Raw genomic sequence first — 14982 nt, 5'->3', positions numbered from 1 at the left:
GGGGCCGGAGTCGAGCCGCGCTTAAGGCTTTTTACGATACCTTTAAGCCGGGCGGCTCGACTCTGACCCCTTATCGGTTCCCCGCTAACAAATCAGGAGAGACGGTTCTTGAATTCCTGGTAGCCAAAGGTACGAATCATGCGTAGCTGATCATTGGCGGTCCAAATTGCCAGGGAGGGTAGATTGACGCCATTGAAGGTGGTGTTTTTTACGAAGGTGTAGTGGATCATATCCTCCAACACAATCTTGTCGCCCGTCTGCAGTGGTTTGTCAAAGGCGTAATCACCAATCACATCACCGGCCAGGCAGGTGTTTCCGCCGAGCCGATAGGTAAATGGCTTCTCGCCTGGTTCGCCAGCATGTCTAACTTTTGGCCGGTAGGGCATCTCCAGGACATCGGGCATATGCGCGGCGGCGGAGGTGTCGAGTATGGCGATGTCCATGTTGTTGTGCACGATGTCTAATACCGAAGCCACGAGTGGTCCGGTCTGCCAGCCCACGGCGCCGCCCGGTTCCAGGTATACCTCGACGTCATAACGTTCCCGAAATTCTTTGACTAAACGAATAAGCAGCTCAAGATCATACCCTTCCCGGGTCATCAGGTGGCCGCCGCCAAAGTTGATCCACTTCATTTGCGGAATCCACTGGCCAAAGTGCTGTTCGAATGCGGCCAGTGTTCTCTCCAGGCTTTCTGCGCCACACTCACAGAGGGCGTGGAAATGGAGGCCTTCGATGCCTTCGAGCGCTTCAGGCTGGAACTCCTCGGGTGTCACGCCGAGGCGTGAGGTACTGCCGCAGGGGTTGTACATATCAACCGCAACTTCAGAAACCTGTGGATTGACCCGTATTGCACAAGAAACCCCTGCCGCCAGTGCACGTTGCCCAAATTTCGCCCACTGATTGAAAGAGTTGAAAGTGATGTGGTGGGCCAGCTTCAAGATTTCCGGGAACTCGGCGTCGGTATAAGCAGGGGCATAGACATGCACCTCTTTACCAAATTCTTCAGCTGCTAATCGGGCTTCATTCAGGGAACTGGCTGTGCAGCCGTGTAACACCTCACGGATGATCGGGAACGTACTCCACATGGCGTAGCCCTTTAGAGCCAGGATGATTTTTCCACCAGAGGCCTGCTGAACCTGCTCCATCAGATTCAGATTGGCACGTAACTTCTCCTCCTCCAATACATAGCAGGGGGTGGGGATGCGTGAGATGTCGAGTGTCATGCTGCTCTCTTTAGCCCTTATTCTGGCAATGAGTCGACATCAATGTCGGTTTCAATATCGGTCCAGGGGAGTCCGTGCTCGTTCAATGCGGCCATGAAGGGATCAGGATCAAACTCTTCCATATTCCATACGCCCGCTTTCATCCAGTTACCGGTCAGCATCATCATTGCGCCAATCATGGCAGGTACGCCGGTGGTGTAGGAGACGCCCTGGGCAAAGGTCTCTTTATAACACTCTTGGTGGTCACAGATGTTGTAGACGTATCGTGAAACGGGTTTGCCGTCCTTTGAGCCATGGGCGATGACGCCGATGTTGGTCTTACCTGTGGTCCTGGGACCCAGGGATGCGGGATCGGGTAGTAGGGCTTTGAGGAACTGTATAGGCACGATCTCCCGGCCCTCAAACATAATGGGTTCGATGGAGTCGAGGCCAATATTTCGGAATACCTCGAGGTGCTTCAGGTAGGCCTCGCCAAAGGTCATCCAGAAGCGCATCCGTTTAATGCCCTTGATGTTTTGGGAGAGCGATTCCATCTCCTCGTGATAGAGTAGGTACATCTTTTTGGGACCGACCTGTTCAAAATCAAAAGTATGGTGGATCTCCATGGGCTGGGTTTCTACCCATGTGCCATTCTCGAAATAGCGGCCATTGGCCGTTACCTCGCGAATATTGATCTCCGGGTTGAAATTGGTCGCAAAGGCGTAGCCGTGATCGCCCCCATTGCAATCAAGAATGTCTACAGTATCGATCTGGTCGAAATGGTGTTTCTGTAGATGGGCGCAAAATACATTGGTTACACCTGGGTCAAAGCCAGAACCCAGCAATGCCATCAGGCCAGCCTGCTCAAAGCGCTCGCGATAAGCCCACTGCCATTTATACTCGAACTTGGCTTCATCGAGTGGTTCGTAGTTGGCGGTATCCAGGTAATGCACGCCCGTCTCCAGGCAGGCATCCATAATGGTGAGGTCCTGATACGGAAGTGCGACGTTTATCACCATGGCGGGCTTGATCTGATTGATCAGCTCGACCAGCTCCGGCACATTATCGGCATCTACCTGGGCTGTATGAATTGTCCTGCCGGTTTTTTCTTTAACTTCGTCAGCAATTTGGTCGCATTTTGAGCGCGTACGGCTCGCCAGATGAATCTCGCTGAACACTTCCGGTATCTGGGCGCATTTATGAACAACAACACGACCTACACCGCCGGCCCCGATAATCAATACAGTACTCATTGTATGTGTGTTCCTAATGTTTTTAAAAAAGAGAGCTTAACGCGTTGCGTTGAACGCTACAGTTTAGCGGTTTGATATGACATTCTCGCTTAGTGCTGGCGTTCTTCAAATGACCTATTGCAAGCGAACGATGCTTCAATCACAGAAAAGTGGACAATAGTACCAATCTATCAAGGATTGCGTCGATAGTCTGCTCTATTCATGCGTCGATGCTCAGGCTCATTTCAATCAGTTCGATGGGTTGCAGGATTTGCGGTTTCCCGACTATCTCGCGTAGGCCACCTGCCAGATGCAGTGCGCATCCGCTATTGCTGGTGGCAAGGTACTGTAGGTTCATGGGTGTTATCTTGTCGATAGCGTTCTGGCGCAAAGCATCCGCCATGGCGGGCTGCTCTAACAAATAGCTACCAGCAGCGCCGCAACAATCGACCTGTTGAAGCGTGATTAGCTGAATTCCTGGAATTCGCTGAAGCAGCCGTTCGGGTTCGCTGGCAAGTTTCAGTTGGTGCTTGAGTGAACAGGGTGTGTGCAGCCCTACGGTATGTGGCAATGGCTTGAGCTCGATCTGAGCGGGCCAGTGACAGCGATTGAGAAATTGCGTTATTTCCAGCACAGGGATATCGAAGGACTGCTTAACCAGATGGGCGCCACAGCCACTGGCAACAAAGAGGATGGCGTCCAGTCCCGCGCGTTTGAAGGCCTGGATATTGATTTCACTCATCTGCTGAGCTTCCAGGGATTCTCCAGCATGTTGCTGAAGGGCACCACAACAGCCCTGGTCAGAGGGGATGGCAACTTCGAAGCCGAGACGAGTCAGCACTTTAATGGCGGCATCTAAGGCCGTTCGGTCGCTGATTCGCCCAACGCAACCTGTGAAGAGGCCTACCCGGCCCTGCGGTGTTGTTGTTGGGGGATAAAGATTGGCCCAGGAGCCTACCTTGGCGTTCTCCGGTATTAGGTTATCAAGTCTTTGATAGCGTTTGCCGCCGATAAGCCTAAAAAGTGCTCGAAGGCCACTGGATCGGTATAGCCATAATCCAGCGCGACTTGATCGGCGATAGGGTTGCCGTGATATCAGCTTGAGCGTGAATCTTTTTTTCCAGCCTGTTTTTCCCGTTGCGCGAGCGCCATCGATCAGCTCACCATACTGGACGCCCGATGGACAGGCGCTTTGACAGGCCAGGCAGTTCAAGCAGCGATCGAGATGATATTGGGTGTCCGCGCTCGTGAGATGGCCATTCGCAAGGGCCTGAATGAGTGAGATGCGGCCCCGGGGTGAATCTCCTTCATCTTGTGTCAGTTGATAGGTCGGGCAGACGGGTAGGCAGATACCGCATTTTACACAGCGATCGGCTTCGTGGATGAGATCAGAAAGATTCACTGAGTTCACGTGGTCATTAACGAGGAGTCATATATTAAAGTAGGCGGCAAATTGTACCTGTGCGCTGCCGAAATGCCAGCAGCAAGACGCTATAGATGATGGGGTGGGCGTTGATTTGGGTTAGGATTAAAGGTCTTGACATAGTGGCTAATATATTAGAATATTCTAACACTTTAAATGCTTTGCAATTTAAGTACCCCATCCTCCTTTGGTGGTTTAATATTTAATGGCGCAGCGTCCCCGCTGCGCCTATTTTTTTGCCCAGTGATTGGCGTCTGCTGCGAAGCACAGGGATCTGCGAGGGCAGCTTTATATAAAATAGTGTATTCGGGTCTTGCCAGCGTGCGCAGGGTCCGGTAATATTCGCGCTCTTTTTTAAAGCGCTAGTATTGTTACTCCGCTGGAGCAAGTCAGATGACGACCGTAAGTGCAAAACCCGCAGAAGTGCGCCGCGACTGGTTCGTGGTTGACGCCGCAGACAAGACCCTTGGCCGCCTCTCAACAGAGATAGCACGGCGTTTGCGCGGAAAGCATAAGCCAGAATATACGCCGCACGTGGATACGGGTGACTACATCGTAGTAGTCAATGCCGAAAAAATTCGCGTTACCGGCAATAAAATGCAAGATAAGATGTATCATCATCACACCGGTTACATTGGCAACCTGAAATCCATCAGTCTTGAAAAGCTGCTGGATAAAGCGCCAGAGCGTGTGATCGAAGCTGCAGTTAAGGGCATGCTGCCCAAGAATCCACTGGGACGTGCGATGTTCAAAAAGCTGAAGGTCTTTGCCGGCCCAGAGCATGCACATCAGGCACAGCAACCCCAGTCACTGGATATCTGAAATCCAAATAACGGAACAGAAACATGGCTCAAACCCAGAATTATGCTACCGGACGTCGCAAAAGCTCAGCTGCGCGCGTCTTCCTGAGTGCCGGAAGCGGCAACATCGTTGTCAATGGTCGTCCGCTGGATGAGTACTTTGGCCGTGAAACCGCCCGAATGGTTGTTCGTCAGCCACTTGGTATTGCTGACCTGCTAAAAAGCGTTGACATTAAAGCCACAGTAAAAGGTGGTGGCACTACCGGTCAGGCTGGCGCTATCCGCTTGGGTATCGCCCGGGCATTGTCGGAATACGATGAAACGCTGCAGAGCCCAATGAGACGTGCTGGCTTCCTGACCCGCGATGCCCGTGAGGTAGAGCGTAAAAAGGTTGGCCTGCACAAGGCGCGTAAGCGTCCTCAGTACTCAAAACGCTAAACCGTTGTTGGAGTCGCTGGCCGACTCCTGCAATTGGGGATTCGTCTAACGGCAGGACTACGGACTCTGACTCCGTCAGTGGAGGTTCGAATCCTCCATCCCCAGCCAAATTGAATCAACCCGCTCAGGCGGGTTTTTTCGTATCAGTTAAAAAGGCTCTGGATGGAGGGTGAGAAGCTCCACCGAGGTTCGGCGCGCAGCGCCACGGCGAAACGGAGTGAAGCCCGCCCCGTAGGGGTGAGGCCGTAGGCCGAATAATCCTCCATCCCCAGCCCGGGGCTCTCCGGTCAATTCATGGTCTGATGGCCGCTGGCTGAAAAGCCCTGACTCTTCGTTGAAGATTTTGCCAATAGCGTTGCTATTGCCTGCAATCTTCGCCTCAATTCAGGATTTTTCATCTCACCAGTCATTCAGCCCAGAATCAACCGAAGAACCCTTTGAATCAACCCGCTCAGGCGGGGTTTTTCGTATCAGCTTAAAAAGGCACTGGATGGAGGGTGAGAAGCTCCACCGAGGTTGGCGCGCAGCGCCACGGCGAAACAGAGTGAAGCCCGCCCCGTAGGGGTGAGGTCGCAGGCCGAATAATCCTCCATCCCCAGCCAAATTAGATCAAAGGCCTACAGCGTCGCACTGTAAGCCTTTTTTCTTTGGGGCACTTATGGATCACGCTTTTTGGTGTGTATCGCCGCTGAATAATTTCTAATACAGTGGGCAGGCTGTCTGTTCATTTCTGATGAATTGAACCTATTCTTTATAGTGTTAAATATCAAATAATTGACAGTTGATGGGGATTGCTGCCAGTATGTTGTCAATAATTCAATAATTGACAATGCATATGAAGCCAATCCCGCGTGCGCCAACGATCAGCTCGTTAATTGACGAAAAGAAAGATAGCCTTTTCAAGTTGATTGGCATGTCTCCGGTCACAGATTCTGGCAAGTATCTACATTACTCCGAATTAATACACCGAGAGCCTCCAGATGGATTAACGCTGGATCAGTGGTGGCTGGGTATTAAGTTAGCCCGAATGAATGGTGTCAAGATACTGCCTTTGATTGGTACTGACAGTACGCCCTTTTCATATCTCTTGATACCGGGAGCGATGGAGATTTTACATGAAATCGATTCGAAGGCGGCAGGGCGTATTGCTATGCCGAAGCAGATTTCTGAATCAGGGCCAAAAGAACGGTTTCTGGTTCGGTCGTTAATCGAAGAAGCCATCACATCGAGTCAATTAGAAGGGGCATCCACAACGCGTAAAGCGGCTATGGACATGTTTCGAAGTGGGCGTAAACCAAGTAACAAAGCTGAAAGAATGATATTTAATAATCTTGAAGGAATGTCATTCATAAGGCATCACCAGAATGATGATTTAACGCCTGAGTTGGTATTGGAGATTCATCGGCGAATGACCAGGGGGACACTGGAAGCAAGTGCTGTTGGAAGGCTGCAGACTCCAGAAGATGAGCGAATTCATGTTGGGTCAAATACAACGGGAGATGTGTTGCATTATCCGCCTCCTGCCGAAGAATTGCCTGGTCGGCTAAAGATGATGTGTGATTTTGCAAATGGTGCGGGTAAAAGGGAGTTTTTACACCCTGTAATTCGAGCGATCATCTTGCACTTTTGGTTGGCTTATGATCACCCTTTTATGGATGGAAATGGTAGGACTGCGAGGGCATTGTTTTATTGGGCAATGCTTCGGCATGGTTATTGGTTGTTTGAATTCATATCAATATCATCCATTCTAAATCGCTCGCAGGCACAATATGGGCGTTCTTTTTTGTATGCAGAGTCGGATGATAATGATGCGACATATTTCATTACTTATCAGTTGGAGGTGATTAGAAAGGCGCTCAAGGCCGCTGAGTTATACCTTGAAATCAAAGCAAAACAGATAGCTGAAGTGGAGAGTTTGTTGAGATCGCAAGGGCATTTCAATTATCGGCAGTTAGCCTTGCTTGCCCATGCGCTCCGTAAGCCTCATTCGGAATACACGGTACAAACACATAAGGCGAGTCACAGTATTGCGACAGCTACGGCACGAAATGATTTGCAGTACTTGGTTAAGCACGGGCTTTTAGAAGAGTTTCATCCTGAGGCAGGACGTCAAGTTATATATATGCCGGCAAAAAAACTTGCTGAATATCAGAGCGATACTTGAAGAGTGACTGTTCGCTGTAGTGACTTTTAGTGGTTCTATTATGCGTGAGCTGAATTACGTTCGGCTTATTTCGCCTACTTATCATATCCAGCCATGCATTTTCATAGCACTTCTATAGATGCAGGCTAATCTTACCTAAGACAACTCAGTTTCTGACAGATCAACACTATGCAGAAGCAGATCAAGCCAGTTTTCCGTGTCTTCTGTTTAGTCTTCCCCCCTTCAGCATGGGGCTGCAGACCGAATAATCCTCCGTCCCCAGCCAAATTTCCCTTCATTGGGTATGGGGTGTGAAAATAAAGCAAATAGGCTTATGCGTGCGAAACTACATATATTAAAATATATCGGTTCAGCTGCCATACGATATTCAAGCGAGTTCTAGCTATTGCGCCTTAACTTATTACATTGATAGGGATTTGCGATTTTATAGTGTGCTTCGGCATCTATTTTTGTAGTAAAAATACAACAAGCGGTATATTTGTGGTTTTTTTTGAAAAAAGAGTTGCAAACCCCTGATTAGAGTAATAGTATCTCCCCTGCACAGCATTTTTCGTAAATTTACTTTTAGCGGGAATCTATAATGAAAAAACTTCTTTCTATTGCTATCGCTGCAGCTGTTGCTGCTCCAATGGCTGTAAGCGCAGATACCACCATCTATGGTCTGATCGATAACGCTCTGACCCACAACGATAACGGCACAACTGATGCTTGGGATATCGAGAAAGGTAACGGTACCTCACGTCTAGGCGTTAAGGGTAGCGAAGATCTGGGTAATGGCATGAAGGCCATCTTCCAGTATGAGTGGGCTACTGAGACCACCGAAGGTGGTTCTACCTCTCTGGGCTTCACTAACCGTCTGGGCTTTGTTGGCCTGACCGGTGGTTTCGGTACTGTTGCGATCGGTCGTCAATGGACTCCTTACTACGGTGCAGTTGCAAAGACCAACATCATGAATGCGCCTTCAGCTGGTTTCCGTCAGACTCTGAACAGCTACCGTACCGGTAATGCACTGGCTTATGTTACTCCTAACATGAATGGTTTCAGTGCGTCACTGGCCTTTGTTATTGATAACAGCGGTGCAGATGCCGAAGACGGTGTTGACGGTACGAGCTTGGCCCTGAAATATGACAACGGTCCTCTGAGCGTTGGCCTTGGCTACAATGCATTCGAAGCTAACAGTGCGACCAATGCAACGGTAAACGATAACGAAACATTGGGCCTGTCTGGTAAGTACAATTTCGGTAACTTCGCTATTGTTGGTGCCTATGAGGACCGGGATTTCGGCGCAGCTGACCAGGAAGCTTGGCAGTTGGGTGCAGAAGCCTACTTCGGCAACAACACTGCTCGTATTCTGATCGGTGAGATCGATAATGATGCTGCAGCAGACACCGATGCATGGGCTGTCGGTCTGGAGCACAGCTTCAGCAAGCGCACCCGCGTTTATGCTGAGTACGCTAGCCAAGACACCACTGGTGGTGTTGACGTAAGCGAGTTTGCACTCGGTCTGCGTCACGACTTCTAATCTGATCTATTCAGTTTAGTGAGTTAAAGAAAACGGGGTCTTCGGACCCCGTTTTTTATTACCGATAAAAAATAAAAGCCACATTCTTGGAGTGTGGCTTTTTATGCCGAGCTAATTAAAAAAACAGCTGTAGGTTTTAGATTGGGTCTTTCCTGTTATAGATAGCAGCCCAGGCAAAGTGACCCGCAGTATTGTGGGTAGAGATGGCAGCTTTTACACTCGTCTAATGTGGGGCGTTTTTCACGCTCTTCAAGATAGCTGGCGCGCAAGCGTTGTGATACGACATGATCCAAGCCGGCCCCTAATTTACCAATAAAAGAGTCTTTCAGAGTTTCAGGGTCGACAGATTTTTCCAGATCAGGGAGCTTTGGGCTGATGGCTGATTGTGTTTGATAGCAGTACAGCAGGGTCTCATCCGGCATCAGATCAAAAGCGGGCATGTGGCATATCCCGCCTGGGAAGGTTTTTGCGTCTGGGTTGGCCGTAACGTTGTTCCAGAGAGAGAAACTGGGCGTTTCAAATTCTTTAAAATGTTCATCAGTGAATATGCAGGGCGGGAACTGACAGTCAAACTGCGTGCCTAGCCTATTTTCACGATTAAAGCGTAGTATTTCCGCCACTTTGTCGCCAAGTTTTTTATTGTGCAGTAGATAGGTGCCGCTTAGCCCTAGTCCGATACGGATATTTCCCAGATTTGAAAAGTCGAGTTCTCGCTTCAGTGACTTTAGATATTCGGTGAAGTTGATGACGTCATAATGAGTATCGGGGATGGTTTGCGCGAGGGTGAATTTTTGCTTCCCTCCCTGTTTGGATCTGGCGAACTGATAGGCAATTTTGTTGAAATTCTTCGCGAAATTTTTAAGTCGATTTTTTTCCGCAAGTTCGGCGCCATTCACCAGGAAACTGGTGAATGTGTCGATGTGCTTAAGAATCCCTTCCTGAATTTTCGTTCCAAATAGAAAATTACTGATCAAATAGACGGGGATCTGCTCTTTGGCAGCGTATTCGATGATGTCGAGAAATTGTGGGTGCTCAGTGGGCTCTCCCCCCAATAATTTAAGAACATGCCCCCGCTTTTTATATTCATACTTTTCGACAATCTCTTTGATGTAGTCGAGAGACATGTCGTCATATTTTTTTTCCTTCCTGGCTTCCTCTTCCGTAAAGCAGAAACTGCAGTTTTTTGAGCATTTGCCAGTAATAATCATATTAAACATATCGGTATTCTCTAGTTTCTGCAGGTATTGGGGGAGGCGCTGTGTATGCGTTGAACGCATATCATAGCAAAAATTCGATGGATATCATCCCTGTGCAAGGCGGGGTAAAGGGAGTGGCAGTAATAAAGTGTTACAAGCTGCCTTTGTCCCTTCAAGGAGGGATAAAGGATAAGGCTCTCACATCAATGAAAGGAGTTATTAATCTATTACAGTGACGCCACTTGGAGAACCCAGAATCAACAAATCCGCAGGCCGCAATGCAAAAATCCCTGTCGTCACAACCCCTGCAATATTGTTTATATCCTGCTCTGTTTTAACCGGGTCCATGATGCGCAGATTATGCACGTCCAGGATAATGTTCCCGTTGTCCGTAATAAAGCCGTCCCGCCAAACTGGGGTTCCCCCTAGTTTTACGAGTTGTCTCGCGACATGGCTGCGGGCCATGGGAATCACTTCGACAGGGAGTGGGAATTCTCCCAGGATATCGACCAACTTGCTTTCATCGGCGATACAGATAAATCGCTTACTGGCCCCTGCGACAATTTTCTCCCGTGTCAGAGCGCCGCCGCCACCTTTTATCAAATGCAGATGCTTGGTGGATTCGTCTGCGCCGTCCACATAAAGGTCCAGTTCTCCGGTGGCGTTCAAGTCAAAGACGGGAATACCGTGTGCTTTCATTCGCTCGGTGGAGACTTCTGAACTAGAGACTGCGCCTTCAATGGTGTGCTTGATCTCCGCCAATAGATCGATAAAGTGATTAACGGTAGATCCTGTGCCGACACCAATGATGCCGCCCTTTACATGATCGATGGCCGCCTGTGCCGCCATGCGCTTTAGTTCATCTTGATTCATTATCTTCCCTCGCACCAATCAGTCTGGCTATAGTAGTCAATGTATAAATGCATACAATAATAACACTCCTTTCGCTAACTGCTGAGGATCAGAACAGAAGGATTGTTATACCAATCTATAAGGAAGTTTGATGCACGGTGATTATTATTCGCTGTAAGGTAGTTTTTAACTTTTAATAAACCACAAGAATCAGTCAGGTCTTATGCCACAAAATTATATAGAGAGGATCCTGCGGGCCCAGATCTACGATATTGTCCGTGAAACCCCGCTGGATAAAGCGGAGCGCTTGACGCGGCGATTGAGCAACCAGGTCTACCTGAAAAGGGAAGATCTGCAGCCGGTTTTTTCATTTAAGTTACGGGGTGCCTATAACCGTATACGCTCACTTTCAGAAATCGAGCGAAGAAAAGGGGTTATTGCGGCATCGGCTGGAAACCATGCCCAGGGTGTCGCGTTATCAGCCCGTCATCTAGGTATAAAGGCATTGATCGTGATGCCTAAAACCACACCGACAATCAAAGTGCAATCAGTGAAGGCGCTAGGTGCAAAGATTGTACTCTGGGGTGACTCATATGATGCGGCTTGTGAGTATGCGCTAAAACTGGCTGTAGATGAGGATATGACTTTTGTGCATCCCTTTGATGACCCAGAGGTCATAGCGGGTCAGGGTACGATCGCCATGGAGTTGTTACGTCAGCATGCAGGGCCGCCTCATGCCATATTTGTTCCTGTCGGGGGTGGTGGGTTAATTAGTGGGATTGGCGCCTATGTAAAGTATGTCTATCCTCAGGTCAAAGTGATTGGTGTTGAACCTGAAGATGCCCCCACCTTGCATAGTGCCTTGGCCAAGGGTAAGCGTGTCAGTCTAAAACACGTGGGTATTTTTGCAGACGGTGTCGCCGTGAAAAAAATCGGAAAAGAGACCTTTCGATTGGCCAGGGAAGTTGTCGATGAGGTTGTGCTGGTTACAACGGATGAGATCTGTGCGGCCATCAAAGACGTCTTTGATGATACGCGGACCGTGGCTGAGCCTGCTGGTGCATTAGCCGTGGCGGGATTGAAAAAGTATGTCACACGCGAAGGAATTGTTGATCAGAGTTTGGTTGCAATTGAGAGCGGGGCTAATATCAATTTTGATCGTCTTCGACATGTCGCTGAACGTGCTGAGCTGGGTGAGCAACGTGAAGTATTGTTAGCAGTTGAGATACCCGAAGAGCCTGGTAGCTTTTTGAATTTCTGTCGCGCTATAGGGAAACGCAGTGTAACGGAGTTCAACTATCGTTTTACTGATTCCAAGCATGCGCATGTGTTTGTTGGTATTGAGCTTGCTGATGCGCTATCTGAGCGAGAGCAGGTTATAGCTCGTTTATTAGGGCAGGGTTACCGGGTTGTGGATATGACAGAAAATGAAACAGCGAAGTTGCATATCCGCTATATGGTGGGCGGGCATGCACCGGGTGTGAGAGATGAGGCGCTGTTTCGTTTTGAGTTTCCTGAGCGGCCTGGTGCGTTGCTGGATTTTCTTACAGAGATGGGCAAGCGGTGGAACATATCGCTCTTCCATTATCGAAATCACGGTGCGGCTTACGGTCGGGTTTTACTGGGTGTTCAGATTGAACCGGGTGAAAAGCGCCAGTTTATAGGCTTTTTGAAAGCCCTGGGGTTTGTGTGGGAAGAAGAGACCGATAACCTGGCCTACCGCCTGTTTGCATGCGGGGGTGAATGCCCAAAGCGTCAATAAACCACACTATTCAGGCACGTGTATGCCGTTATCTCGCTGGTGTCCTGAGCTTTCAGTATTAACAAAAAGGCCCTGAAACAGGGCCTTTTTGTGAGCGAGTAATTAACCGGCTTTCGTAGCGGCTTTTTTGCGAGGCCTAACCTTACGAGGGCGAAGAGTAGCTTTCTTCTTCGCTACCTTTTTCTTAGCTACTTTCTTTTTAGCAGCAACCTTCTTCTTCGCTACTTTCTTTTTGGCGGCAACTTTCTTCTTCGCTACCTTTTTCTTAGCCACTTTCTTTTTGGCGGCAACTTTCTTCTTCGCTACCTTTTTCTTAGCCACTTTCTTTTTAGCAGCAACCTTCTTCTTTGCTACCTTTTTCTTGGCTACTTTCTTTTTGGTAGCAACCTTCTTCTTCGCTACCTTTTTCTTGGCCACTTTCTTTTTAGCAGCAACCTTCTTCTTCGCGACCTTTTTCTTAACGACTTTCTTCTTGGCAGCGACTTTTTTCTTTGCCGTCACTTTCTTTTTGCTTACTGCAGTTTTCGCAGCAACTGTTTTTTTACTGTTGGTCTTCTTAGCGACCGCGCTCTTCTTCTTTGCAGTCTTCTTCTTAGCAGCTTTTTTGACGGCCATTACGCTTCCTCCACGCTCGGTGTGCAAATGTCAAGTTTGAGTATAATAAAGTATTCAGAAAAAGCTAGTAAATAACGGATATTTTGAGATTTTTTGGTGTATTTTTTGTTTTAAGTGCAGTTTTATGTTTTTTTAAATGATGTGAAGGTGGTCATCGGGTTATTTATTGCGTTATCGGATGTTAGTCGATGAAGGATTGATAGCCTTGCTCAGTAATAATGGCATGTAATGGTATGTCCCAATGACGCTTGGGCAAGGCGTGGGTGCGCTGACATTCATGTGCATAGCCCACTAACTTTGGCTTAATCCAACTAAGCCGAGTACTTTGGTAGCTGAGTGTCCTGTCGTAGTAGCCTCCGCCCATACCAAGGCGTGTTCCGTCATTACTGAACGCTACTAATGGCATGACGATAAGATCGAGTCCCCATGTTGGTATGGGCTTTCTCAGTTTATAGTTAGGTTCGAGTATGCCGTATCGGTTACTGCGTAAAGGATCGTTAATGCGGTATTCGGAAAACCAGAGTGCATTCACATTGGCAGGTCTTAAGATGGGTAGGTAGATTGTTTTGTTTAATCTAAGCAATTTTTTGAGCAGTGGTTGTGGATCAAGTTCACTGTCAGCGGCGAGATACAGGGCGATTTTTTTACAGCGAATGAGCGCGAGGGTATTAATGAAATGACGGCAGGCTGCAAGGCTATTGCGCCTTTTCTGCTGTTTGGACAGCGCTCTTCTGTGAGCGCGAATAGATTTACGTAATTTAGCTGGGTTATTCATGGGTAGGTAGAAGTAAATAAGGTATCCCCCACCTGTGCCGTAGCAAATCATCGTTCTTGAACCGGTAGGCTCAAGTGGGGACAACAAGGAAGATTAAGGCTTTCCGCTCGAGGCGGACATGCACAATGTCATTCCTATTAAGTCCCCGGGGTAATGAATAGGCTCAAGAAAATACCCAATTTGCTTACAAACACCGCAGGGGATACCTGTAAGAATAGGCTACCTCTATTGAGTTTAAAGATCTAGCTGATTTTCCTTACTAAGGGCGGCATCAATTTTTTGCTGCATTGCACGCAATCGATAGCTCATGTTTTGCCCGGTCTCATTTTTTTGAGATTGCTTATCGAGAAGTTCGTGTGCGAGGTTGAGTGCCGTCATCACGGCGATTCTGTCGGTGCCCAATACTTTGCCACTGGAGCGTATCTCTCGCATCTTCATGTCTACAAAGCGGGCGGTGGCTATAAGGCTATCCTCTTCACCTTGTTTGCAGGCAACTCGATACTCCTTATCCAGTATATGCACAGTAACGGGGATGCTGTTTTCGCTCACTATTGTATGCTCGGGATCTGATTATGGATAATTAGAGGTGGCTTGTTCTTGAGTAATGCTTGGGTCTCGTTGCTTAGCCGGTTTCGATGGTACGTAAACGGGATATCATTGCCTCAACGCGACTTCTTGCGAGTTCAGTTTTCTCGATGAGCTCGGCGCGTTCTGACATCAGCTCTTGTTGCTTGCCCCGGAGGTTTCTGTTTTCCTCTTTCAGGCGGCTAATAGTGCGGATCAGCTCATCGACTTGTGTCTCAAGCTTATTGAGATCCAGTTCAGAAGTGGAGTTGGGGTCATTTAAGTTCATACGCTTCAATATAGAGCGCGTTATCGCGCGGGTCAACGTTATCAATAGCCATGATACTATATTATGTCAACCAGGTATTCCATCTGGCGAGGGATGGAATAAATCGATGGCGATATTCCTGAGTATATGCACTTTCAAGAGAAAAATT

At 48.4% G+C, this 14982-nt stretch carries 14 protein-coding genes, 1 tRNA gene and 3 other RNA genes; 8 read left to right on the top strand and 10 right to left on the bottom strand.

Annotation, left to right across the window (positions count from 1 at the left end):
* Nucleotides 1–92: 92 nt before the first annotated feature.
* From nspC to FHP88_RS04345, 3 genes are all read right to left on the bottom strand, one after another.
* Nucleotides 93–1223 (bottom strand): carboxynorspermidine decarboxylase, encoded by a 1131-nt coding sequence (gene nspC, locus FHP88_RS04355; protein WP_144357792.1) that lies wholly within the window; start codon nucleotides 1221–1223, stop codon nucleotides 93–95.
* Nucleotides 1224–1240: 17 nt separating this feature from the next.
* A complete protein-coding gene (locus FHP88_RS04350) occupies nucleotides 1241–2455 on the bottom strand; it encodes a saccharopine dehydrogenase family protein (protein ID WP_144357791.1) in 1215 nt (404 codons plus the stop codon).
* 199 nt (nucleotides 2456–2654) lie between these two features.
* Nucleotides 2655–3836 carry a (Fe-S)-binding protein gene (locus FHP88_RS04345; RefSeq protein ID WP_186297603.1) on the bottom strand — a complete coding sequence of 394 codons (1182 nt, stop codon included), beginning with the start codon at nucleotides 3834–3836 and terminating at the stop codon, nucleotides 2655–2657.
* A 414-nt stretch (nucleotides 3837–4250) separates the two neighbouring features.
* On the opposite strand from FHP88_RS04345, the gene rplM reads away from it, so the two are divergent.
* The 7 genes from rplM (at nucleotide 4251) to FHP88_RS04310 (ending at nucleotide 8781) form a co-directional block, all read left to right on the top strand.
* A complete protein-coding gene (gene rplM / locus FHP88_RS04340; RefSeq protein WP_144357789.1) occupies nucleotides 4251–4679 on the top strand; it encodes a 50S ribosomal protein L13 in 429 nt (142 codons plus the stop codon).
* A gap of 23 nt (nucleotides 4680–4702) precedes the next feature.
* Nucleotides 4703–5095: a 30S ribosomal protein S9 gene (rpsI, locus tag FHP88_RS04335; protein WP_144357788.1), complete on the top strand. Its 393-nt coding sequence runs from the start codon at nucleotides 4703–4705 to the stop codon at nucleotides 5093–5095.
* Nucleotides 5096–5129: 34 nt separating this feature from the next.
* Nucleotides 5130–5203, top strand: a tRNA-Gln gene (locus FHP88_RS04330).
* A 40-nt stretch (nucleotides 5204–5243) separates the two neighbouring features.
* Nucleotides 5244–5370: non-coding RNA, RtT sRNA (locus FHP88_RS04325), on the top strand.
* 201 nt (nucleotides 5371–5571) lie between these two features.
* Nucleotides 5572–5697: non-coding RNA, RtT sRNA (locus FHP88_RS04320), on the top strand.
* 233 nt (nucleotides 5698–5930) lie between these two features.
* Entirely contained in the window at nucleotides 5931–7259 is a 1329-nt protein-coding gene (locus FHP88_RS04315; RefSeq protein ID WP_186297602.1) for a Fic family protein, read from the top strand.
* A gap of 580 nt (nucleotides 7260–7839) precedes the next feature.
* Nucleotides 7840–8781 carry a porin gene (locus FHP88_RS04310; RefSeq protein ID WP_144357786.1) on the top strand — a complete coding sequence of 314 codons (942 nt, stop codon included), beginning with the start codon at nucleotides 7840–7842 and terminating at the stop codon, nucleotides 8779–8781.
* 155 nt (nucleotides 8782–8936) lie between these two features.
* Here FHP88_RS04310 and FHP88_RS04305 read toward each other — a convergent pair whose 3' ends face one another.
* Nucleotides 8937–9998 carry a radical SAM protein gene (locus FHP88_RS04305; RefSeq protein ID WP_186297601.1) on the bottom strand — a complete coding sequence of 354 codons (1062 nt, stop codon included), beginning with the start codon at nucleotides 9996–9998 and terminating at the stop codon, nucleotides 8937–8939.
* 198 nt (nucleotides 9999–10196) lie between these two features.
* Nucleotides 10197–10850 carry a ribose-5-phosphate isomerase RpiA gene (gene rpiA / locus FHP88_RS04300; protein WP_144357784.1) on the bottom strand — a complete coding sequence of 218 codons (654 nt, stop codon included), beginning with the start codon at nucleotides 10848–10850 and terminating at the stop codon, nucleotides 10197–10199.
* 202 nt (nucleotides 10851–11052) lie between these two features.
* On the opposite strand from rpiA, the gene ilvA reads away from it, so the two are divergent.
* The gene (gene ilvA / locus FHP88_RS04295; RefSeq protein WP_144357783.1) at nucleotides 11053–12591 is read left to right on the top strand and encodes a threonine ammonia-lyase, biosynthetic; all 1539 of its coding nucleotides are present in this window, start codon (nucleotides 11053–11055) and stop codon (nucleotides 12589–12591) included.
* A gap of 102 nt (nucleotides 12592–12693) precedes the next feature.
* On the opposite strand, the gene FHP88_RS19270 is transcribed toward ilvA, so the two are convergent.
* The 5 genes from FHP88_RS19270 to FHP88_RS04270 all read right to left on the bottom strand — a co-directional run bounded on the left by FHP88_RS19270 (nucleotide 12694) and on the right by FHP88_RS04270 (nucleotide 14834).
* Nucleotides 12694–13206, bottom strand: coding sequence for a histidine biosynthesis protein HisIE (locus FHP88_RS19270; protein ID WP_144357782.1), 513 nt, complete (start codon nucleotides 13204–13206; stop codon nucleotides 12694–12696).
* 181 nt (nucleotides 13207–13387) lie between these two features.
* On the bottom strand, nucleotides 13388–13981 hold the full coding sequence (locus tag FHP88_RS04285) for a 5-formyltetrahydrofolate cyclo-ligase (RefSeq protein WP_144357781.1): 594 nt from the start codon (nucleotides 13979–13981) through the stop codon (nucleotides 13388–13390).
* Nucleotides 13982–14002: 21 nt separating this feature from the next.
* A non-coding RNA gene (gene ssrS, locus FHP88_RS04280) (6S RNA) lies at nucleotides 14003–14186 on the bottom strand.
* Nucleotides 14187–14215: 29 nt separating this feature from the next.
* A complete protein-coding gene (locus FHP88_RS04275; protein WP_144357780.1) occupies nucleotides 14216–14530 on the bottom strand; it encodes a cell division protein ZapA in 315 nt (104 codons plus the stop codon).
* 73 nt (nucleotides 14531–14603) lie between these two features.
* Nucleotides 14604–14834: a TIGR02449 family protein gene (locus FHP88_RS04270; protein WP_144357779.1), complete on the bottom strand. Its 231-nt coding sequence runs from the start codon at nucleotides 14832–14834 to the stop codon at nucleotides 14604–14606.
* Nucleotides 14835–14982: the final 148 nt, after the last annotated feature.

The organism is Sedimenticola selenatireducens (assembly GCF_007625115.1).
In the GTDB taxonomy this organism is placed as follows: Bacteria; Pseudomonadota; Gammaproteobacteria; order Chromatiales; family Chromatiaceae; genus Sedimenticola; species Sedimenticola selenatireducens_A.
The sequence above is the reverse complement of the archived record's forward strand: the minus strand, read 5'-3'. Positions and strand labels throughout refer to the sequence as shown.

Excerpts from the sequence above, each read along its gene's own strand:
- FHP88_RS04305 (WP_186297601.1), bottom strand. The coding sequence starts at position 9,998 with ATGTTTAATATGATTATTACTGGCAAATGCTCAAAAAACTGCAGTTTC.
- FHP88_RS04350 (WP_144357791.1), bottom strand. The coding sequence starts at position 2,455 with ATGAGTACTGTATTGATTATCGGGGCCGGCGGTGTAGGTCGTGTTGTT.
- nspC (WP_144357792.1), bottom strand. The coding sequence starts at position 1,223 with ATGACACTCGACATCTCACGCATCCCCACCCCCTGCTATGTATTGGAG.
- FHP88_RS04315 (WP_186297602.1), top strand. The coding sequence starts at position 5,931 with ATGAAGCCAATCCCGCGTGCGCCAACGATCAGCTCGTTAATTGACGAA.
- FHP88_RS04270 (WP_144357779.1), bottom strand. The coding sequence starts at position 14,834 with ATGAACTTAAATGACCCCAACTCCACTTCTGAACTGGATCTCAATAAG.
- FHP88_RS04285 (WP_144357781.1), bottom strand. The coding sequence starts at position 13,981 with ATGAATAACCCAGCTAAATTACGTAAATCTATTCGCGCTCACAGAAGA.
- rpsI (WP_144357788.1), top strand. The coding sequence starts at position 4,703 with ATGGCTCAAACCCAGAATTATGCTACCGGACGTCGCAAAAGCTCAGCT.
- ilvA (WP_144357783.1), top strand. The coding sequence starts at position 11,053 with ATGCCACAAAATTATATAGAGAGGATCCTGCGGGCCCAGATCTACGAT.
- rplM (WP_144357789.1), top strand. The coding sequence starts at position 4,251 with ATGACGACCGTAAGTGCAAAACCCGCAGAAGTGCGCCGCGACTGGTTC.
- FHP88_RS19270 (WP_144357782.1), bottom strand. The coding sequence starts at position 13,206 with ATGGCCGTCAAAAAAGCTGCTAAGAAGAAGACTGCAAAGAAGAAGAGC.
- rpiA (WP_144357784.1), bottom strand. The coding sequence starts at position 10,850 with ATGAATCAAGATGAACTAAAGCGCATGGCGGCACAGGCGGCCATCGAT.
- FHP88_RS04310 (WP_144357786.1), top strand. The coding sequence starts at position 7,840 with ATGAAAAAACTTCTTTCTATTGCTATCGCTGCAGCTGTTGCTGCTCCA.